This is a genomic window from Buttiauxella sp. A111 (assembly GCF_014189855.1).
GTDB classification, from domain to species: Bacteria; Pseudomonadota; Gammaproteobacteria; order Enterobacterales; family Enterobacteriaceae; genus Buttiauxella; species Buttiauxella selenatireducens.
Genome location: NZ_BJFN01000004.1, coordinates 36,422 through 57,304, shown reverse-complemented (window position 1 = coordinate 57,304; position 20,883 = coordinate 36,422). Strand labels below are relative to the sequence as shown.

Here is a 20,883-nt window from a genome sequence, read left to right as displayed (position 1 = left end):
TCAGTCGGGCACGCTATGCGTGCCCGATATTATTACCGAATCACTTCACTTACTCGCTATCTGCTTTTTCCGCTTTCCCTGCCATCTGCGCCAGGAAGTCATAGCGTTTTTGCAAATCTGCAGCAGCGTCTTTCCATAGTTGTTCTGCGACTTCAGGTTGCTGCGCATTCAGACGACGGAATCGCTGCTCTTTCATCAGCGTATCAGCCAGTGCATCAGACGGTGGACGCGAATCCAGCGCCAGCGGCAGCTTGCCCTCCTCAGCACGACGTGGGTCGTAGCGATACAGCGGCCAGAAACCGGTCGCGGTGAGTTGACGCATTTGATCGTGACTCAGCGCCAGGTCGTAACCGTGTTCCTCGCAAGGGCTATAGGCGATGATGAGCGACGGGCCAGGATACGCTTCGGCTTCCTGAATCGCTTTCACCGTTTGGTTGAGCTGCGCCCCAAGTGAAATCTGCGCCACATAAACATGCCCGTACATCATCATGCTGACGCCGAGATCTTTACGTGCTTTACGCTTGCCGTGTTCACCAAATTTCGTGACCGCACCCAGCGGTGTCGCTTTCGACGCCTGGCCGCCCGTGTTGGAGTAACACTGGGTATCCAGCACCAGAATATTGACGTTTTCAGTCAGACTCAGGACGTGATCAAGACCGCCAAAGCCGATGTCATACGCCCAACCATCGCCACCAATCAACCAGATAGATTTCTCTACCATCGCATCGGCATCTGTAATGAGCTGGCGAGCGTCCGGGTCGTCGATATTCGCCAGATGCTGACGTAATGCGACAACCTGTTCGCGGCGCACTTCTGGCGTCGCTTCGGCGTGAAGCTGCTCGTTGAGCTCTGCAGGCAGTTTATCGGCAAACTTACCGACCAGGCGCATCACGCGGGCGCGATGTTGATCGACCGTGAGACGGAAGCCAAGGCCAAATTCGGCGTTATCTTCAAACAGCGAGTTCGCCCAGGCCGGTCCGCGCCCGTTGGCATCGGTGGTGTACGGTGTTGACGGCAGGTTACCACCATAAATTGACGAACAGCCCGTGGCGTTGGCAATCAACATGCGGTCGCCATACAGCTGAGTCAGCAGTTTGATATACGGTGTTTCACCACAACCCGAGCATGCGCCGGAATACTCAAACAGCGGCGTCAGCAACTGGGAAGTACGAATATCGATACGTTCCAGGCTGGTGCGATCCATTTCCGGCATTTTGAGGAAGAAATCATAGTTCTCTTTCTCTTCTTCAACATGCTCAAGGCGCGACATCATATTGATCGCTTTGATTTCTGGATTCTGGCGGTCTTTTGCCGGACAGACTTCGACGCACAGGTTACAGCCGGTGCAATCTTCAGGCGCGACCTGCAACACGTATTTCTGCCCACGCATATCGCGGGATTTCACATCCAGTGATTGCAGTCCGGCAGGCGCGTTTTCCATCGCCTCTGGTGGCACAACTTTGGCGCGAATGGCTGAGTGCGGGCAGGCAGCCACACAGTGATTACACTGGGTACAAATGTCTGGCTTCCAGATAGGAATTTCTTCGGCGATGTTGCGTTTTTCCCACTTCGTGGTGCCCATCGGCCAGGTGCCATCTGGGGGGAGCGCGGAAACGGGTAGCGCGTCGCCAAGGCCTGCCAGCATCGCTGCGGTGACGGTTTTAACAAAATCGGGTGCCGCGTCAGAAACCACAGGAGGGCGCATTGGGCTGCTTTCGTTCACCTCTTGCAAGGTCACTTCAGCAAGGGATTCACGTGCTAACGCCAGCGCCTGCCAGTTGCGTTCAACCAGCTCCTGGCCTTTGCTGCTGTAGCTCTTGGCAATCGCTCCCTGAAGCTCCGCCAGTGCGCTGTCGCCCGGTAAAATCTGGGTGAGATGGAAGAATGCCATCTGCATGACCGTGTTGATACGCGCACCCAAATGGCATTCACGGGCAATTTTTGCTGCATTTACCACAAAGAAGCGCGCTTTTTTCTGGTTCAATACCGCCTGAACTTCTTGCGGCAGGCGGTGCCACACTTCATCAGCGCTGTACGGCGTGTTAAGCAGGAAAATGCCGCCCGGTTTCAGGCGCTCTGCCATCTGGTATTTGTCGATAAACTGCAACTGGTGGCAACCAACAAAATCAGCCCGATCGATAAGATAGGTCGAATTAATCGGCTGTTCGCTGACGCGTAGATGGGAAACGGTCAGACCGCCTGCTTTTTTAGAGTCATAAACGAAATAACCCTGGGTGAAGAACGGCGTCGAGTTACCGATGATTTTGATATTGTTTTTGGTGGCAGAAACGCTGCCGTCGCTGCCCAGACCGTAAAAGAGCGCTTCGAGTTTGGCGCGGTTCGGCAGGGTGTTTTCAGGCAACGGAAGCGACAAATTGGTGACATCGTCGTAAATCCCTACCGTAAAGCGCGGGCGCGGTTTCGCTTCTTTTAATTCATTAAATACAGCCAGCACACAATCCGGGCCAAACTCTTTGGAAGAAAGACCGTAACGCCCGCCAATCACACGCGGCAGCGTTTCGCGCTCGCCACGGTTAAAGGCTTCGGCAAGAGACGTCATAACGTCGAGATACAGCGGTTCCGCCAGCGCGCCTGGTTCTTTGGTGCGGTCAAGTACCGCAATTTGGCGTACTGATTCTGGCAGGACGGCTAATAAATGGTCGGCTGAGAATGGGCGGAACAGGCGAACTTTCAGCACGCCGACTTTTTCGCCGCGCGTGAGTAATTCGTCGACCACTTCTTCACAGGTGCCGATGGCAGAACCCATCAGAATAATGACGCGCTCGGCTTGCGGGTGGCCGTAGTATTCAAATGGATGGTATTGGCGGCCCGTTGCGGCGGCAAAACTGTCCATCGCCTGTTCAACGTGCTCATAGACCGCGTCGTACCACAGGTTACTGGCTTCGCGGGACTGGAAATAGGTATCCGGGTTCGCCGATGTGCCGCGGATAACGGGATGGTCCGGATTCAGCGCGCGGGCGCGATGTTCATCAATCTCTTTTTGCGGCAACAGTTCCAGAAGGGTGCTGTCGGCAAGTGGCACTATTTTGTTTATTTCATGCGATGTGCGGAAACCATCGAAGAAATGAATAAAGGGAACACGACTTTTCAGCGTGGCAATATGCGAAATCAGCGCGAAGTCTTGGGCTTCCTGTACGCTGCTGGCGCATAGCATGGCACAACCGGTCTGGCGAATGGCCATCACATCCGAGTGATCGCCAAAAATAGAGAGTGCGTGAGTCGCAATCGTACGTGCCGCCACATGCAGTACAAACGGCGTGAGTTGACCAGCCAGTTTGTAGAGTGTCGGGATCATCAACAGTAAGCCCTGCGATGATGTAAATGAAGTGGAAAGGGCACCCGTTTGCAGCGCACCGTGAACAGCGGCAATTGCTCCGGCTTCGGACTGCATTTCTACTACGCGTGGCGTGTCTCCCCACACGTTTTTTCTGCCATCTCCGGACCAGGCATCAGCAAGCTCCGCCATGGTGGAACTGGGTGTTATCGGGTAGATGGCAATAACTTCGCTGGCGCGAAACGCCACAGATGCGACCGCACCATTGCCGTCGGTAGTGATCATAAGACACCCTTACATTGCGCAAAAAAATTAACATAAAAAGGCCCGCATAACCGCGCCGAGCCGAAGAATAATGTTTTAATTCTAGCAAAGCCCACAGAAGGTGATTTTCGCTTTTGTGTCCTGCGTTGAGCCTATATTGATATTTTTAAAAGGGGGATTGGTTGTGTTTTACGCAGTAAAGTGATCTGTATTGCAAAATCACACACATTTTATGGTCTTATGGCCTCGACGGAACGGCGTACCAGCGCTTATGATTCTTAGGTTTTGCAACGTTTAGGGGGAGAGGATTAATGCGCGCTGCGTTTTTAGCGGGTTGTGCCGCACTTTTATTGTCGGCATGTAGTAATGAACCACCTCAACAAGCCACCGCGGCTCACGTACCACCGGGTATGCGCGCGGCAATGTCCAGCCAGGGGCAGGCAAGTTGTGCAATGGTAGGAGGTTCGCTGAGCGTTGCTCGTCAGCTGGATGGTTCGGTAACGGGGATGTGTGCGATGCCTAACGGCAAACGCTGTAGTGAAAACGCGCTTGCCGCCGGAACATGTGGGGCGTACTAGTCCTGTCAGTTAACCAGATCGGCCAGTTTATAAACTAAAGTATGCTGGCTGGTTTTCAACGTCAGTTGTTGCGATGCCAAACCGACTTTTGCGCCATTGGTCAGCATGTCGTTGATCATATGATCAAGTTCGTTTAACTGTGGCTCAGAACACATCATCATGGTCATTCCCAGACCTTTCGATTTCAGCGTATCGCCTTCAAGCGTTGCCTGGCCCATAAAGCGGTTACACATCGCACCAGAAATATGCATATTTTCACCGAAGCTCAGTTCCGGCATACGTTTAATGCCTGTGAGCGGTTTGCCGTCTACAGTTTGCAGAACATAGCGGTGATGTTGCAGATCTTGTGCGGTAACAGTCGATTTATCACCAGATTGTGCACAACCGGCCAGTACCATTGCAGCCAGAGCCAAAGAAGCTAATTTTTTCATCTCTTTTCCCTAAGTTATTCATTTCATCAATGAGTTGGACACACTTTGGCAAAAAGTGCGTGGTGATTCTTTAAGGATAATCCTAAAACAATCCTCACCCCGACCCTCTCCTTGAAGGAGAGGGAGAATACCGGGCTCTATTTTCTGCCTCTGAAGGAGCGGGGGAATATAGCGTTCCTATCTCCTCTCCTTGAAGACGAGGGAGAATACAGCGCTCCGATATCCCCTCTCCTGGGGGAGAGGGTTAGGGTGAGGGCGTCCAGACTAAAACTAGTTAACCTGGTTCACACATGTCTCACCATTCTCTAACTGACGCAGGTTTTCCAGCGTAGTCTCAGAAATGCTGGTTAACGCTTCCGCAGTCAAAAATGCCTGGTGACCAGTAAACAGCACGTTGTGGCAGGCAGACAGGCGACGGAACACATCATCCTGAATTACATCGTTAGATTTATCTTCGAAGAACAAATCGCGTTCGTTCTCATAAACATCCATACCTAACGCGCCAATTTTTTGATTTTTCAGGGCATCGATTGCAGCCTGAGAGTCAATCAAACCGCCACGACTGGTGTTGATAATCATCACACCATTTTTCATCTGTTCGAACGCCGCACGATCAAGCAAATGATAGTTTTCTGGTGTCATTGGGCAGTGCAGGGAGATAATGTCAGACTGCGCAAACAGGGTAGGTAAATCGACATATTCCACGCCAAGCTCAATCGCCGCCGCACTTGGGTACGGGTCAAACGCCAACAGACGCATGCCGAAACCTTTCAATATTCTCAGTGCGGCAAGGCCAATTTTACCCGTACCAATCACACCGGCAGTTTTGCCAAACATGGTGAAACCGGTCAGCCCTTCCAGAGAGAAGTTGGCATCACGGGTACGTTGATAAGCGCGGTGAATACGGCGGTTCAGGCACATCATCATGCCGACGGCATGTTCAGCCACGGCTTCTGGTGAGTAGGCGGGTACGCGCACCACTGGCAAACCGAGCTCTTTTGCCGCATCGAGATCGACGTTGTTAAAACCGGCACAACGCAGCGCGATAAATTTCACACCCTGGTTTTTGAGTTCTTCCAGCACCGGACGACTCGCGTCATCATTCACGAAGATACAGACGCCTTCGCAGCCATGAGCCGTTTTGGCCGTTTTTTTGGTTAACAAGAAGTCATAAAATTCAAGATCAAAGCCGTATTCAGTGTTAACCTGCTCCAGATACTTTTTATCGTACTGTTTTGTGCTATAGACTGCCAATTTCATGAGACTTATCTCCAGAATGATATTGTTGTAAAATTACCACGCTTAAAATAATCATACAAATCTTAAACAAAAATTTTATGGATGAAATTCTGCTGCTCACTCAAGCTTAGCTACGCTTAAATCAGGCTTGATCTTCACGCTCGGCTTGAATAATGCAAGAATCATTGCATATGTTGCGTGGCTGGGTACAAAATTGTCGCTGAATCAGGATCTTAATCGCCCATGAAGGGTAAATATAAAGCCATTATTGCGTTGCTGCTGATCGTTATCTTGCTGTTGTTGACGCTCACGATGACTATCGCCAATTGGCTGCCTACGCTTGCAGGGATCTGGCTGCCGAAAGGGACACGCATCGCCATGGAAGCAAGCCCGAGGTTTAAACGCGGCGCGATCCTTATTCCTGACTTGCGCTACCTCGCCGGGGATTGCGAACTCGCAATCATTAAAGACGCCACTCTCAGCCATCCGAAACGCTGGCGTATCCACCTTGATACGCTCAATCTTGACGTCGATTGCCTCAGTAAAATGCCGCTCGATCAGTCAGGCCCGGCGGCACCGCGTACGCTTGCTGAATGGCAATCACTGCTACCTGAAAGCCTTATTACTATAGATAAGGTCAATATTACCCCGTTTCAACAGTTCTCCGGTGCCTTAAACCTGAGTCTTTCACCCCAGCAGCAAACTCTTCATTACGCAGGCCCATCTTTAAGTGTAGATGCGCAACTGAACGGCCAGTTATTAGCGTTACAAAAGTTAAAGATTCAGGCGATAGCGGGGATGGAGCCGCTCGAACTGGCCGGGCAAATCACGTTGCCGCCACTCACAACCAGCTTGCCGGAAGAGGGCTATCTCGCGACCACACTGCGCATTCCTCAAGAGTCTGAACGGGTAGATGTCGCCCTGGCCTGGCAGGCTGAAGAGGGATCATTAACCGTGGAAAAGCCGGGTGCGGTTGAACCGTTGGTGTCGCTGCCCTGGACTGTCAGCAACACGATTTTTGAAGTGAATGGTGGGCGGTGGTTCTGGCCATATGCAGGTATTCCGCTGCGTGGCGGGATTGCACTACGGGTGGATGACTGGAAACAGGGGCTGGAAAAGGCCGTAATAAGTGGCCGGATGAATGTCATCACCGAGGGCAGCGCAGGTAAAGCGAATGCGGTGCTCAGTATCGGTCCCGGCAAACTCAGTTTGATTGACAGCGCGTTGCCGGTGCAGTTAACCGGTGAAGCCAAGCAGGATGGCATGGTGTTTTACGCCATGCTGCCGGGCGAAATTAGCGGGGCAATTGCCACCCCTAAACTGCTGTTCCGGCCTGGCGCGTTGCTGCGTTCCCGCGGGCGGGCGATCGACGCTCTGGATGTGGATGAAATTCGCTGGCCGCTTGCGGGGGTGAGTGTCACGCAACAAGGTGTTGACGGGCGATTGCAGGCTATCGTGCGTGCGCATGAGAATCAGATGGGCAACTTTGTGATTCACCTGGATGGGAAAGCGGACAACTTTTTACCGGATGCCGGTTTGTGGCGGTGGAAATACTGGGGTAATGGTGAGTTCACACCGATGCAGGCGAAATGGGATGTGCGCGGTTATGGTGAATGGCGCGACAGTGTGATTGAGCTAACGTCGCTCTCGACCGGCTTTGACAAACTTGAGTACGGTTCAATGCTCGTCACCGAACCACGCCTGAAACTCGACAAGCCGCTGCACTGGCAGCGTGATGAATCGGACCCCTCGTTTGAGGGCTCGTTCACATTAAATGCCGGTAAAACGACCTTTAGCGGCGGTAGTACGTTACCACCGTCGGTATTAGCCTTCAGCGTTACGGGCAAAGACCCGTCATCATTCCAGTATAAAGGCGATCTGCATGCGGGTGAGATTGGGCCGGTGCGGGTCAATGGCCGCTGGGACGGGGAGCGCCTGCGCGGTAACGCCTGGTGGCCGCAACAAGTGCTGACGGTATTCCAGCCGTTGATCCCCGCCGACTGGCAAATGACCTTAAAAGACGGCACGTTGTATTCACAGGTCGCTTTTTCCGCGGCTGCGGGACAGGGCTTTGAAGCCGGTGGGCATGGTGTGGTGAAAAGCGGCAGTGTCTGGATGCCGGATAACCAAATTAATGGTGTTGATTTTGTGCTGCCATTCCGTTTCAGCCACAGTACCTGGCAATTAGGGACGGATGGGCCGGTGACGTTGCGCGTTGCGGAAGTCAAAAACCAGGTTACGTCGACCAATATCACCGCTGATCTTGAAGGTTGGTATCCGTGGAGTGACGAACGCCCACTGACACTCAGTAACGTTAACGTCGATATTTTGGGGGGGAAATTGCGCGTGCAACAACTGCGCATGCCACAACGTGACGCCGCCTTGCTACGCTTAGAAAACATCTCGTCGAGCGAATTGGTCACGGCCGTCAACCCCAAACAGTTCACGATGTCCGGACGTGTAAACGGTGCGCTGCCGCTGTGGCTTAATCATCCGCAATGGATAATCAAAGACGGCTGGCTGACCAATCCAGGGCCGCTGACATTACGACTGGATAAAGACATGGCGGATGCCATTGTTGAGAACAATATTGCCGCAGGGGTTGCTGTTAACTGGTTGCGATATATGGAAATTTCTCATTCCTGGACGCATATCAATTTAGATAACCTTGGTGTACTTACACTGCAGGCGAATGTGCGCGGCACCAGTCAGGTTGAAGGGAAAAGGAACGAAGTGCGGCTGAATTACAGCCATCAGGAAAACCTCTTTACGCTTTGGCGCAGCTTGCGTTTTGGGGATAATTTGCAAACCTGGCTTGAGCAACATACCGCACTACCGGATGTGCGTTGTCAGACACGCGATAAAGCTTGTGAGGAAACACAATGAAGATCGTCATCGCTACACTCCTGGCGACAGGGATTGCCACATTAACGGGATGTACTCCGCGTATCGAAGTCGCGGCGCCAAAAGAGCCCATTACCATAAATATGAACGTTAAAATCGAGCATGAGATTCATATTAAAGTGGATAAAGACGTTGAAACGTTGCTTAAAAACCGCAGCGATCTGTTTGGCACGGAGTGAGCGTCATGAAAAATATCGTTAAAGGCGTTGTATTGGCGAGCATGATGATGAGTTGCCAGGTTTTGGCGTTAACGTTGTCCGAAGCCCGCCAGCAAGGCCGCGTAGGGGAGACACTCAGCGGTTTTATTGCCCCTATCAAGCAGGACAAAGAAACGCTGGCATTGGTAAAAAGCATAAATGAAGCGCGTTCGGAGAATTATCAAAAGCTGGCGGATAGCAACAACATATCGGCAAACCAGGTGGCTGAACTGGCAGGGCAAAAGCTGGTGGCGCGGGCGCAACCGGGCGAATATGTGCGCGGTATTAACGGGCAGTGGATGAAAAAGTAGCACGTTACCTCAGGTGCTGGACTACAGTTTAGGGACGAAAAGCCACTGATTTCTTCCGTACAGCTGGTATCGAATGGGGAACAATTGATGAAAAAGTTTATTCTGGCCGTCGCGTTATCTTTAGTTACCACGGCAGCGCTCGCTCAATTGACGTCGACCTCAAGCATCAATTCCAATTCAAACAGCTCGTCCACGACCACCGGCCAGCTATCGACGACAGCCCAGACCACGATCGATTTGCTCGGGAGTGATACAGTCGCTGGTATCGGGACAAGCGATACCGTGGCAGGGCTAGGTGGGAGCGACTCACAAACCAGCAACCCAGTATCTTCGCCAATGCCTGCGTTTGGGCACACGGGCAACCTCAGACAACCGGGGTCAATACGTCACTAAAGCGAAAAGCATCATGAGCGATGGCGATCCAATCAGGCGTGCGGCGGTAATCCTTGAACATTGGAAAAGACCGTTGCTCACCTGAGTGGGCATTGCGTTTGGGTGTTATTAAATTGTATTGCTGTAAGTGTTTAAATATAAATATGTTAACAACCGATTAAACATCATTGATGTGCTTCATTTTTATTCTATTTAACCCTTCCTCTTATCTTCTTTATAGATTGATTTCACTTGAGAAAGTACTTGTCTGTTGAAATGTGTAATTTTGCCTGTTTTAGCGCCTGAAACCTTCCCGTAACCTCCCACATGAACAGCGCGAAAACCTATATATAATGCTGATAATTTGTTTTTTAACCGCTTTAATCTCTGTGTAACATTCTCTTTGTAGCATGAGCGGTCAGTTGCCGATCTTTACACTGTTTTTCGGAAGTATTACAAATCAGAAACATTAAGAAATCGAACAAATAAATTATTGAGCAGAGAGCAAAAAGAACCTATATTGGCCGCGATTTTTACAGGTGCTTAGTTTTTCTAATTCATTTAATCAGCTGCGAAATTAACGAGTTAGCAGTTGTAGGAGAGATATGATGACGGATAAAGTCCGTATTGACAGTTTAGGTGCGAATTCATTAAACGGAAATAATGAAACCTATTTAGCAAGACAAGCTGAATTTGAATCGAATGTTAGGAGTTATCCACGTAAATTGCCTTTTGCAATTGCGAAAGCCAATGGTGTTTGGATCACCGATGTTGAGAATAATCAATATCTTGATTGCCTTGCGGGGGCAGGTACACTTGCTCTTGGACATAACCACCCTGACGTGCTGCAAAGCATCCAAAATGTCATTACTAGCGGCTTGCCGTTACATACACTGGATCTGACCACGCCGTTGAAAGACCAGTTCTCCGAATATCTTCTCTCTTTATTGCCTGGACAGGGTAAAGAATATTGCCTGCAATTCACCGGCCCATCTGGTGCAGATGCCGTTGAAGCGGCGCTGAAACTGGCTAAGAAAGTGACAGGCCGTGCAGGCATTATCAGCTTCTCCGGCGGCTATCACGGCATGACTCACGGCGCACTTTCTGTGACAGGCAACCTGTCTCCGAAAGAAGCTGTCGACGGTATGATGCCTGAAGTTCAATTCATGCCTTACCCGCATCAGTACCGCTGCCCGCTGGGTATTGGCGGTGAAGCTGGCGTTAAAGCACTAACCTATTACTTCGAAAACCTGATCAACGACGTTGAGAGTGGCGTGCGCAAACCTGCGGCTGTCATTCTGGAAGCGGTTCAGGGTGAAGGCGGCGTTAACCCGGCGCCGAAAGAGTGGTTGCAGCGCATTCGCAAAGTGACCCAGGAACACGGCATTTTGCTGATCATCGATGAAGTGCAGGCTGGTTTCTGCCGTACCGGTAAACTGTTTGCCTACGAACACGCTGGCATTGAGCCGGACATTATCGTGATGTCTAAAGCAGTGGGTGGCGGCTTGCCACTGGCAGTGCTGGGTATCAAGAAAGAGTTCGATGCATGGTCACCAGGCCACCACACCGGCACTTTCCGCGGTAACCAACTGGCGATGGCAACCGGCTTGACCACGCTGAAGCATCTGACAGAAAACAAGATTGCTGACAAAGTTGCAGCACAGGGCGAGTGGCTGAAAAGCAAACTGGCTGATCTGCAAAAACGTTACCCGGTTATTGGCCAGGTTCGTGGTCTGGGCTTAATGATCGGTATTGAGATTGTTAAACCAAACGAAGCGAAAGATCATATGGGTTGCTACCCGGCTGACGCTGAGTTGTCCGCATTGCTGCAGAAAAACTGCTTCAAAGCTGGCCTGATTCTGGAGCGTGGTGGCCGTAACGGTTGCGTACTGCGTCTGCTGCCATCCCTGCTGATCACCAACGATGAGCTGGCTATTTTCCTCGACAAATTTGAGCAGGCGCTGTTGGCGTCCGGCATCAAACCTGTTTGAGTGGAGTGAATGACCACAATGTCTGATTTAAACCCGATTCTGGCAGGCTCTGCGCAAAGCACGGAAGCCTACCAGCAGGCGATTGCGCAGACCAGTGCGGCTGTTGTGCAGTGGCTACAGCAACCTGAGATGTATCAGGGCAAAAGCGTTGCTGAACTGCGTGAGCGCATTCAACTGGATTTTAATCCGCAGGGCCTGGGCAACCAGGCTGCTATTGAACGTGCCATTGAGTTCTTCTTGAAAGACAGCCTGTCGGTACATCATCCGCAGTGTGTCGCGCATTTGCACTGCCCAAGTCTGGTCATCAGCCAGGCGGCTGAAGTGCTGATCAACGCCACCAACCAGAGCATGGATTCCTGGGATCAAAGCCCATCAGCGACCATCATCGAGATGAAGCTGATTGAATGGCTGCGTGCTCAAGTGGGTTATCAGGCAGGCGACGCGGGTGTATTCACCAGTGGCGGCACCCAAAGTAACCTGATGGGGCTGATGCTGGCGCGTGACGCGTTCTTTGCCCGTCAGGGTCACTCCATCCAGCAGGATGGTCTGATCGGTGATCTGAGAAAGATTAAAGTTCTGTGTTCTGAAAATGCCCATTTCTCGGTGCAGAAGAACATGGCTTTGATGGGCCTCGGATACCAGTCTGTTACGCTTGTGAAAACCGACGAATTTGCACGCATGGATTTCAACGATCTGCGTGAGAAAGTGGCGCAGGCGCAAGCCAATGGTGAGCAAATTCTGGCGATTGTCGCGACAGCCGGTACGACCGATGCGGGTGCAATCGACCCATTGCGTGAAATTGCGACCTTTGCCGCGCAGCACCAGATTTGGGTGCACGTTGATGCAGCGTGGGGAGGGGCGTTGCTGATGTCCGAGAAATATCGTGACTATCTGGACGGCATTGAATTAGTGGATTCCATTACTCTGGACTTCCATAAACAATTCTTCCAGACCATCAGCTGTGGCGCATTCTTGTTAAAAGAAGCCCGTCACTATGAATTGATGCGCTATCAGGCGGCTTACCTGAACTCTGAGTTCGATGAAGAAGCTGGCGTGCCAAATCTGGTGTCTAAATCTTTGCAGACAACTCGTCGTTTCGACGCACTGAAACTGTGGATGGGTCTGGAAGCGTTGGGTCAGAAGCAGTATGCCGCAATCATCGATCACGGTGTGACACTCGCGCAGCAAGTTGCACAGTACGTGGCTGAACAGCCGTCTCTGGAACTGGTGATGAAACCACAACTGGCGAGCGTATTGTTCCGTTTCCGTCCTGAGCAGTTAGCTGCCAGTGATGATGCGGCTATTGCGCTGCTGAACCAGAAAATTGGTGATGCATTGTTGGATTCCGGTCGTGCCAACGTCGGCGTCACGGAACATAACGGTGTTACCTGCCTGAAAATGACGTTGCTGAACCCAATTGTTACGCTCGAGGATATTAAACTCCTGCTTGCGTTAGTTGAGAAGACCGCACAGCCATTGCTGGCAAATTAAGTTAAAAGTCATTGGGTGGTTAATACCACCCAATGACTCATTCATTTCCCTGCAATATAATTTGCTTCATGAATATAATATTTCAATTGTATTCACCAGTGTTATCCTCTTCGATTACCCCCCCTGTAACTCATTGATGTATTGTGCTTATTTTTATTAAATAACACTAATTGCAAAACAATTCCCACGCAGTTAATATTGCTTTAAATCCCTGTTAGGCAAAATGAGTGAAAACCACACTTATGCTTAACTCCTGCCCGCGTTTCACGGATGAAAACGTTTTGATTATTCTGACGACGATAACTTTTATTATTTTAAGATTTTGTTATCCGCAATATGACTGGAATGGGCTGCGCAAACGGGTCTTCATATGGTGGGCGATGAATTGCTTATTTGCTTTTGCGTTGCTTTATTCCGAGTGGTTTGGATTAACCTTTTTAGCCTCTTCTTTTTTATTAATATTTATTCTTCTATAGAAGCCTTTAACGATATTGTTCATATTCAATTGTCTCGCGCACCGTAATAAGAGCCTGGTAAAGGCTTTCTTCACTGACTGAACCCAACGCAATACGAATGGCGTGCGGCACGTTTTGAGACGTGCTGAAGGGCTCGGCGGTAGAGACTGAAATATTCTTATCTAATAAGCGACGAACTACACTTTCAGCTCGCACTTCTTCAGCCAGCGGTAGCCAAATAAACCAGGATGCCGGATGGCTAATATACGGCATTGAAGCAAACACCTTTCGGGCAATATTCTGGCGCTTTTGCGCATCCTGCCTTTTGAGTGACTCCAGCTTGTTGACCGTTCCATCCTGTATCCAGCCGCACACGAGAGTCGTCATAAGCGATGGAGTATTCCAGGTTGTAGCTCGAATCGCCCGTTCCAGCGCAGGTCGATAAGGAGCTGGACAAACGACAGCACCAATGCGCAGACCGGTCGCAATATTTTTGGAAAAACCGGTGACATAAATGGTTCGCTCAGGCGCTAAAAAGGCGATGGGAGGCGGCGGGCTGCTTGCCAGATAAGCATAGGCAGCATCTTCTATGATGAGGAGATCATGCTGTCTGGTAATGGCGACAAACTCCTGACGTTGCCTTTTGCTTAGCACCCATCCCAGCGGATTATGTAGGGTGGGCATCGTGTAGACCGCACGTACACGCCTGCGCTGGCACAATTTCCTGAATGCGTTGAGGTCCGGCCCGTCAGGTGAAAAAGGAATGGCTTCCAGCTCCAGATTAAATGCTACGGCTAGCGTCTTAAAACCTGGGTAAGTTAGTGCATCGACGGCAACAACATCTCCTGGTTTCAGAAGCCCCATCACCGTAACGGCAAGACCATGCTGTGCACCGTTAACAATAAGAATATCGTCGGCTGAAGGTGCAATTCCAGCGTTTGCAATATGATTAGCTATCGTTTGGCGTTCGCTGAGACGACCCGCGTGAGGCTGGTAGCGCAACAGGGCTTCAAGGTCGCCTGTGGTGGTGAGCTGTCGTAATGCATCACGGAGTAGCTCAGTCTGTTCCGGGAGAGCGGGGTAGTTAAAGTTCAAATCCAGCACATCTGTTGCTACGGCTTGCTGATCGATACCCAGCCCGGCGGGAAGGGAAATTTCCCTGACAAAAGTCCCGCGCCCGGTTTCACCACTCACCAGCCCCATGGATGCGAGTTCAGCATACACGCGCGTAGCGGTCGCCAGTGAAATCTGCTTTTCAGCAGACAGCTCCCGGTGCGTGGGAAGCCGGGTTCCCGCTGGCAGCTTGCCGGAACGAATAGCCGTAGCAAATTCATCAACAATCGCTTTATAGCGCGCTTTCATTAAATGTATCCATGACAATATTTTGATTGTCATGGATTGTGGCGACTATTATCCCGCGTGTCTATGAACGAGAAACGATGGTTTCTCTTTTTTGTCTGACGGGTATGAGGTCAACGTGGTTAATACAGTGGTGAACAAAAAGGAATCGGGTTCGTTCTCGGGATGGATAAATGGCCTGATTGGCGTGGTTATTTTTAGCGGATCGCTTCCGGCAACCCGTCTGGCGGTACTGGAGATCGATCCCTTTTTCCTGACTTTTGCAAGGGCATCTATTGCAGGCGTACTGGCGCTGATTCTGCTGTTAAGCTTCAGGGAAAAGCGCCCGTTGGCATCCCAAATTTTCTCGTTGGTTATTGTCGCGATCGGTGTGGTCATCGGTTTTCCGTTGCTGACAGCCATCGCACTACAACACGTCACATCTGCTCACTCAATTGTGTTTCTCGGTCTTTTACCGTTGGCTACGGCTATCTTTGGTGTGCTCCGTGGCGGCGAGCGTCCACATCTGGCGTTCTGGATATTTTCGATTATGGGTAGCCTGCTGGTCGTGGGTTTCGCCCTTTACCAAAGCCTGGCCGTGTCGCTGGTTGGGGATTTATTAATGCTGGCATCCGTGGTGGTTTGCGGCCTGGGTTACGCAGAGGGCGCAAAACTCTCGAGGACTCTTGGTGGCTGGCAGGTCATCAGTTGGGCGTTACTGATTTCACTTCCTTTTATGCTGATAGCCTCGTTTGCAACCCTGCCAGTCACCTTCAATAACATTGGTACTCCGGCCTGGCTTGGGCTGGGTTACGTATCAATTTTTAGTATGCTGATAGGCTTTATTTTCTGGTATAAAGGCCTCGCCGTTGGCGGAATTGCTGCGGTAGGGCAGTTACAATTGCTTCAGCCATTCTTTGGTCTCGCACTTTCGGCGACACTCCTTCACGAAACAGTGAGTTTGCAAATGGTGGTCATTACATTTGGGGTGATTTGCTGCGTGGTGGGCACACGTAAGTTTGGATAGATTTACCTGGGGAAATAAAGGTCTTTGTTGCAACAGGCGCTGAATAAGCTAAGTTTTCCGGCCTGAAACAATAAAAAAACGGCAAACATGATATTTGCCGTTTTTTGAATCGTTTTACCCGGTCAATGATGACGAGGAATTATGCGGTTACGATGCTATCAATTGCCGCTTTAGCATCGCTTTGTGCTTTGCTTGCCACTTCCGGACCGTATGCAATACCTTCAGCAAACACATAGTTCACATCAGTAATACCAATAAAGCCAAGGAAGATATTCAGATACGGAACCAGCAGGTCGGTTGGGGTATCTTTATGGATGCCGCCACGGCTGGTCAGGATCACAGCACGTTTACCGGTAATCAGGCCTTCTGGACCTTTCTCGGTGTAACGGAAAGTCACACCTGCACGCGCAACCAGGTCGAAATAGTTCTTCAACTGTGTTGGAATGTTGAAGTTGTACATCGGTGCGGTGATAACAATCACGTCATGTGCTTTAAGTTCAGCAATCAATTCGTCAGACAGGGCCAGTGCTTCTTGCTGACGTGGAGACAGTGGGGCATCGCTTGGACGCAGCGCGCCAACCAGCTCACCATCCAGCACAGGGATTGGGTTTGCAGCCAGATCACGCACGGTAATCTCATCTGCGCTATGCTGTTCACGCCATTGTTCAACAAAATAGTCAGACAGCTGATTTGACTGTGAGTAACCTGCCAGGATGCTGGACTTCAGGACTAAGACTTTGCTCATGGGTGATTCCTTTGTTGTGTTCATTCGGACAGATTGCCCGTTCGCTGAGAAATACTTTATTCACAATCCGATTGCAGTGATAGCGCAATATATCGAACTCTATGTTCGATTTTATTGAACAAGGCGTCAAAAGGTGCAATGTGCTAATCTAGCGCTAATTGATAAAACAGACTTACCAGGCAGTGCGCTGCCGTGATGATTACGCAATGGAAAACATAAAACCCTCACTGTCCTCATTATTCTCTCGCCTCGACGGGCTAATGCTACGCGACAGACAACGCTTCTCTCGCCGTTTGCATGGCGCGAAGAAGGTGAAAAATCCTGAATCGCAGCAAGCCGTGTTTGATTCACTGGCTGTGGAAATCGAAGCGGCTGCGGGTAAGGTTCTGCTACGCGAAGCGTCGCGGCCTAAGATTACTTATCCGGAAAATCTGCCTGTCAGTCAGAAAAAACAGGACATTCTCGAAGCCATTCGTGACCACCAGGTGGTTATCGTGGCCGGGGAAACCGGTTCGGGTAAAACCACACAGCTGCCCAAAATCTGCATGGAACTGGGGCGCGGCGTTAAAGGCTTGATTGGCCACACGCAGCCTCGTCGTTTGGCGGCGCGAACCGTTGCGAACCGTATTGCGGAAGAACTGCAAACTGAACCGGGCGGATGTGTGGGCTATAAGGTGCGTTTTACTGACCATGTCAGTGAAAACACCATGGTCAAGCTGATGACCGACGGCATCCTGCTGGCAGAAATTCAACAAGACCGCCTGTTGATGCAGTACGACACCATCATCATCGATGAAGCGCACGAACGCAGCCTGAACATTGATTTCCTGTTGGGCTATTTGCGTGAACTGTTACCGAAGCGCCCGGACCTGAAAATTATTATCACGTCTGCGACCATTGACCCGGAACGCTTCTCGCGTCATTTCAATAATGCGCCCATCATCGAAGTTTCAGGCCGTACCTTCCCGGTGGAAGTGCGTTACCGCCCGATGGTTGAAGATGCCGACGATACCGATCGTGACCAGTTGCAGGCGATTTTTGATGCAGTCGATGAACTCGGCCATGAAAGCGCCGGAGACATTCTGATTTTCATGAGCGGTGAGCGCGAGATTCGTGACACCGCTGATGCCCTAAACAAGCTGAATTTACCACACACCGAAGTGCTGCCGCTGTATGCACGTTTATCGAATAGCGAGCAAAACCGCGTCTTCCAGTCACATGTTGGACGGCGCATTGTGCTGGCAACCAACGTGGCTGAAACCTCGCTGACTGTGCCTGGCATTAAATACGTTATCGATCCCGGCACCGCGCGTATCAGCCGTTATAGCTATCGCACCAAAGTGCAGCGCTTGCCGATTGAACCGGTTTCACAGGCCTCGGCAAACCAGCGTAAAGGCCGTTGCGGACGTGTTTCTGACGGGATCTGTATTCGTCTTTATTCCGAAGACGATTTCCTGTCGCGCCCGGAATTTACCGACCCGGAAATCCTGCGCACCAACCTGGCGTCCGTTATTTTGCAAATGACTGCGCTTGGCCTGGGTGATATCGCCGCATTCCCGTTCGTCGAAGCACCGGATAAGCGCAATATTCAGGATGGTGTGCGCCTGCTCGAAGAGCTGGGTGCTATCACCAGCGATGCCGACCTTAGCGTGTATAAACTCACGCCGCTTGGCCGCCAGCTTTCGCAGTTGCCTGTCGACCCGCGTCTGGCGCGTATGGTGCTGGAAGCGCAGAAATTTGGTTGTGTGCGTGAAGTCATGATCATTACCGCAGGCCTGTCTATTCAGGATCCGCGTGAGCGTCCGATGGACAAACAGCAGGCGTCGGATGAAAAACATCGTCGCTTCCATGACAAAGAATCTGACTTCCTGGCGTATGTGAATTTATGGAACTACCTCGGTGAACAGCAAAAAGAGCTATCGTCTAACCAGTTCCGCCGCCAGTGCAAACTTGATTACCTGAACTACCTGCGCGTTCGCGAATGGCAGGACATTTACACCCAGTTGCGCCAGGTGGTGAAAGAGTTAGGCTTGCCGATTAATAGCGAACCTTCTGATTTCCGCTCCGTTCACTGCGCATTGCTGACCGGTTTGCTTTCACATATCGGCCAGAAAGATGCCGATAAACAGGAATACACCGGCGCACGTAACGCACGCTTCTCCATCTTCCCTGGCTCCGGTTTATTCAAGAAACCGCCAAAATGGACGATGGTTGCCGAACTGGTGGAAACCAGCCGCCTGTGGGGGCGCATTGCCGCGCGTATCGACCCGGAGTGGGTGGAACCGCTGGCTCAGCATCTGCTAAAACGCTCTTACAGCGAACCGCACTGGGAGAAATCGCAGGGCGCGGTGATGGCGACGGAAAAAGTCACGCTTTACGGTTTGCCGATTGTGGCAGCCCGCAGTGTGAACTACAGCCAGATTGACCCGGCGCTGTGCCGTGAGCTGTTTATTCGCCATGCTTTAGTTGAAGGTGACTGGCAGACACGCCACGCGTTCTTCCGCGATAACCTCAAACTGCGCAACGAAATTGAAGAACTTGAGCATAAGTCCCGTCGCCGCGACATTCTGGTGGACGACGACACGCTGTTTGAGTTTTACGATCAGCGTATCGCTCTCGACGTCATTACTGCCCGCCATTTTGACAACTGGTGGAAGAAAGCCAGTAAAGAGACGCCGGACCTGCTCAATTTCGAAAAGAGCATGTTGATAAAAGAGGGCGCGGAAACAGTCAGTAAACTCGACTACCCGAACTTCTGGCATCAGGGGAATCTCAAGCTGCGCCTGACATATCAGTTTGAACCGGGCGCAGACGCCGATGGCGTGACGGTGCATATTCCGCTGCCGCTGCTAAACCAGGTTGAAGAGGCCGGTTTCGAGTGGCAAATTCCCGGTGTGCGCCGCGAACTGGTGATTGCGCTGATTAAGTCGCTGCCAAAACCTGTGCGCCGCAACTTTGTCCCTGCGCCAAACTACGCCGAAGCTTTTTTAGGCCGCGCCACGCCGCTGGAATTGCCATTACTGGAAAGTTTAGAACGTGAATTCCGCCGCATGTCCGGCATCACCATCGACCGCGAAGACTGGCATTGGGATCAGGTGCCCGATCACCTGAAAATGACCTTCCGCGTGGTTGATGAGCACAACAAAAAACTCAAAGAGGGTAAAGATCTCACCGAGTTGAAAGGTGGCCTGAAAGATAAAGTCCAGCAAACACTCTCGGCGGTGGCAGACGACGGCATCGAACAAAGTGGTTTGCATATCTGGAGTTTCGGTTCATTGCCGGAAAGCTACGAGCAAAAACGTGGCAATTACCGCATGAAGGCGTTCCCGGCGCTGGTGGATGAAAAAGAGAGCGTGGCAATCAAGCTGTTTGATAATCCGCTCGAACAGCAACAGGCGATGTGGCGCGGTTTACGCCGTTTGTTGCTGCTGAATATTCCATCACCGATTAAATATCTGCATGAAAAACTGCCGAACAAAGCCAAACTCGGCCTGTACTTTAACCCGTACGGCAAAGTGCTGGATTTGATCGACGATTGTATTTCTTGCGGCGTTGATAAGCTGATTGCTCAGGCAGGCGGGCCAGTGTGGAGCGAGGAGGGCTTTGCTGCACTGCATGAAAAAGTGCGCGCCGAACTTAACGACACGGTGGTGGAAATTGCGAAGCAGGTCGAACAAATCCTGACGGCGGTATTCAATATCAACAAACGCCTCAAAGGGCGCGTGGATATGAGCATGGCATTGGGTCTGTCGGATGTGAAAGCGCAGATGAGCGGCCTGGTGTATCGCGGTTTTGTCACCGGGAATGGCTACAAACGTCTTGGCGATACGCTGCGTTATCTGAACGCTATTGAGAAACGCCTCGAGAAAATGGCGGTCGATCCGCATCGCGATCGCGTGCAAATGCTGAAAGTGGAGCATGTTCAGCAAACCTGGCAGCAGTGGCTGAATAAACTGCCGCCAGCCCGCCGTGTTGACGACGATGTGCTGGAAATCCGCTGGATGATTGAAGAACTGCGCGTCAGCTTCTTTGCACAGCAATTAGGTACGCCGTACCCGATTTCTGATAAGCGCATATTGCAGGCGATGGAAGCTATCACGGGATAATGGTTAATGGGGTTCCCAGGTCGGTTGAGCATAAGAGAATCCGGCCTGGGAATATCTTTATACCCAAAATAATTCGAGTTGCTTAAAGGCGGCAAAGCCGCTCACCCCAGGAGCTTACTTGAGTAAGTGACTGGGGTGA

The 20,883-nt window shown here is 51.2% G+C and carries 14 protein-coding genes; 8 read left to right on the top strand and 6 right to left on the bottom strand.

Annotation, left to right across the window (positions count from 1 at the left end):
• Positions 1-49: 49 nt before the first annotated feature.
• Positions 50-3,580, bottom strand: a complete 3,531-nt coding sequence (nifJ, locus tag BSPA111_RS12470; protein ID WP_183271484.1) for a pyruvate:ferredoxin (flavodoxin) oxidoreductase — start codon at positions 3,578-3,580, stop codon at positions 50-52.
• 290 nt (positions 3,581-3,870) lie between these two features.
• Here nifJ and BSPA111_RS12465 point away from each other — a divergent pair, with 290 nt between their 5' ends.
• Positions 3,871-4,137, top strand: coding sequence for a DUF333 domain-containing protein (locus BSPA111_RS12465; protein ID WP_183271483.1), 267 nt, complete (start codon positions 3,871-3,873; stop codon positions 4,135-4,137).
• 5 nt (positions 4,138-4,142) lie between these two features.
• On the opposite strand, the gene hslJ is transcribed toward BSPA111_RS12465, so the two are convergent.
• Positions 4,143-4,568 carry a heat shock protein HslJ gene (gene hslJ, locus BSPA111_RS12460; protein ID WP_183271482.1) on the bottom strand — a complete coding sequence of 142 codons (426 nt, stop codon included), beginning with the start codon at positions 4,566-4,568 and terminating at the stop codon, positions 4,143-4,145.
• Positions 4,569-4,838: 270 nt separating this feature from the next.
• Positions 4,839-5,828, bottom strand: coding sequence for a 2-hydroxyacid dehydrogenase (locus BSPA111_RS12455; protein WP_183271481.1), 990 nt, complete (start codon positions 5,826-5,828; stop codon positions 4,839-4,841).
• Between the two features lie 222 nt (positions 5,829-6,050).
• On the opposite strand from BSPA111_RS12455, the gene BSPA111_RS12450 reads away from it, so the two are divergent.
• From BSPA111_RS12450 to BSPA111_RS12440, 3 genes are read left to right on the top strand one after another with little or no spacing between them, the layout of a single operon-like run.
• Positions 6,051-8,693 (top strand): YdbH family protein, encoded by a 2,643-nt coding sequence (locus BSPA111_RS12450; RefSeq protein WP_183271480.1) that lies wholly within the window; start codon positions 6,051-6,053, stop codon positions 8,691-8,693.
• Positions 8,690-8,890 (top strand): YnbE family lipoprotein, encoded by a 201-nt coding sequence (locus tag BSPA111_RS12445; protein WP_183271479.1) that lies wholly within the window; start codon positions 8,690-8,692, stop codon positions 8,888-8,890. Before BSPA111_RS12450 ends, BSPA111_RS12445 begins: the two co-directional genes overlap by 4 nt.
• A 5-nt stretch (positions 8,891-8,895) precedes the next feature.
• Positions 8,896-9,219: a YdbL family protein gene (locus BSPA111_RS12440; RefSeq protein WP_183271478.1), complete on the top strand. Its 324-nt coding sequence runs from the start codon at positions 8,896-8,898 to the stop codon at positions 9,217-9,219.
• Between the two features lie 143 nt (positions 9,220-9,362).
• On the opposite strand, the gene BSPA111_RS12435 is transcribed toward BSPA111_RS12440, so the two are convergent.
• Entirely contained in the window at positions 9,363-9,575 is a 213-nt protein-coding gene (locus BSPA111_RS12435) for a hypothetical protein (protein WP_183271477.1), read from the bottom strand.
• A gap of 621 nt (positions 9,576-10,196) precedes the next feature.
• On the opposite strand from BSPA111_RS12435, the gene BSPA111_RS12430 reads away from it, so the two are divergent.
• Both BSPA111_RS12430 and BSPA111_RS12425 read left to right on the top strand, forming a co-directional pair.
• A complete protein-coding gene (locus BSPA111_RS12430; RefSeq protein ID WP_183271476.1) occupies positions 10,197-11,582 on the top strand; it encodes a diaminobutyrate--2-oxoglutarate transaminase in 1,386 nt (461 codons plus the stop codon).
• An 18-nt stretch (positions 11,583-11,600) separates the two neighbouring features.
• Entirely contained in the window at positions 11,601-13,073 is a 1,473-nt protein-coding gene (locus tag BSPA111_RS12425) for an aspartate aminotransferase family protein (RefSeq protein ID WP_183271475.1), read from the top strand.
• Positions 13,074-13,555: 482 nt separating this feature from the next.
• On the opposite strand, the gene BSPA111_RS12420 is transcribed toward BSPA111_RS12425, so the two are convergent.
• Entirely contained in the window at positions 13,556-14,890 is a 1,335-nt protein-coding gene (locus BSPA111_RS12420) for a PLP-dependent aminotransferase family protein (RefSeq protein WP_183271474.1), read from the bottom strand.
• 115 nt (positions 14,891-15,005) lie between these two features.
• Between BSPA111_RS12420 and BSPA111_RS12415 the strand changes: the two genes are divergently transcribed.
• Positions 15,006-15,893 carry a DMT family transporter gene (locus tag BSPA111_RS12415; protein ID WP_183271473.1) on the top strand — a complete coding sequence of 296 codons (888 nt, stop codon included), beginning with the start codon at positions 15,006-15,008 and terminating at the stop codon, positions 15,891-15,893.
• 139 nt (positions 15,894-16,032) lie between these two features.
• Here BSPA111_RS12415 and azoR read toward each other — a convergent pair whose 3' ends face one another.
• Positions 16,033-16,638, bottom strand: coding sequence for an FMN-dependent NADH-azoreductase (azoR, locus tag BSPA111_RS12410; protein WP_183271472.1), 606 nt, complete (start codon positions 16,636-16,638; stop codon positions 16,033-16,035).
• A gap of 206 nt (positions 16,639-16,844) precedes the next feature.
• On the opposite strand from azoR, the gene hrpA reads away from it, so the two are divergent.
• Positions 16,845-20,744, top strand: a complete 3,900-nt coding sequence (hrpA, locus tag BSPA111_RS12405) for an ATP-dependent RNA helicase HrpA (RefSeq protein ID WP_183271471.1) — start codon at positions 16,845-16,847, stop codon at positions 20,742-20,744.
• The last annotated feature ends 139 nt before the right edge of the window (positions 20,745-20,883 follow it).

Bases quoted from the DNA above. Each gene is read 5' to 3' on its own strand.
- BSPA111_RS12430 (WP_183271476.1), top strand. From the start codon at position 10,197: ATGATGACGGATAAAGTCCGTATTGACAGTTTAGGTGCGAATTCATTA.
- BSPA111_RS12420 (WP_183271474.1), bottom strand. From the start codon at position 14,890: ATGAAAGCGCGCTATAAAGCGATTGTTGATGAATTTGCTACGGCTATT.
- BSPA111_RS12455 (WP_183271481.1), bottom strand. From the start codon at position 5,828: ATGAAATTGGCAGTCTATAGCACAAAACAGTACGATAAAAAGTATCTG.
- BSPA111_RS12425 (WP_183271475.1), top strand. From the start codon at position 11,601: ATGTCTGATTTAAACCCGATTCTGGCAGGCTCTGCGCAAAGCACGGAA.
- hslJ (WP_183271482.1), bottom strand. From the start codon at position 4,568: ATGAAAAAATTAGCTTCTTTGGCTCTGGCTGCAATGGTACTGGCCGGT.
- azoR (WP_183271472.1), bottom strand. From the start codon at position 16,638: ATGAGCAAAGTCTTAGTCCTGAAGTCCAGCATCCTGGCAGGTTACTCA.
- nifJ (WP_183271484.1), bottom strand. From the start codon at position 3,580: ATGATCACTACCGACGGCAATGGTGCGGTCGCATCTGTGGCGTTTCGC.
- hrpA (WP_183271471.1), top strand. From the start codon at position 16,845: ATGGAAAACATAAAACCCTCACTGTCCTCATTATTCTCTCGCCTCGAC.
- BSPA111_RS12440 (WP_183271478.1), top strand. From the start codon at position 8,896: ATGAAAAATATCGTTAAAGGCGTTGTATTGGCGAGCATGATGATGAGT.
- BSPA111_RS12465 (WP_183271483.1), top strand. From the start codon at position 3,871: ATGCGCGCTGCGTTTTTAGCGGGTTGTGCCGCACTTTTATTGTCGGCA.
- BSPA111_RS12445 (WP_183271479.1), top strand. From the start codon at position 8,690: ATGAAGATCGTCATCGCTACACTCCTGGCGACAGGGATTGCCACATTA.
- BSPA111_RS12450 (WP_183271480.1), top strand. From the start codon at position 6,051: ATGAAGGGTAAATATAAAGCCATTATTGCGTTGCTGCTGATCGTTATC.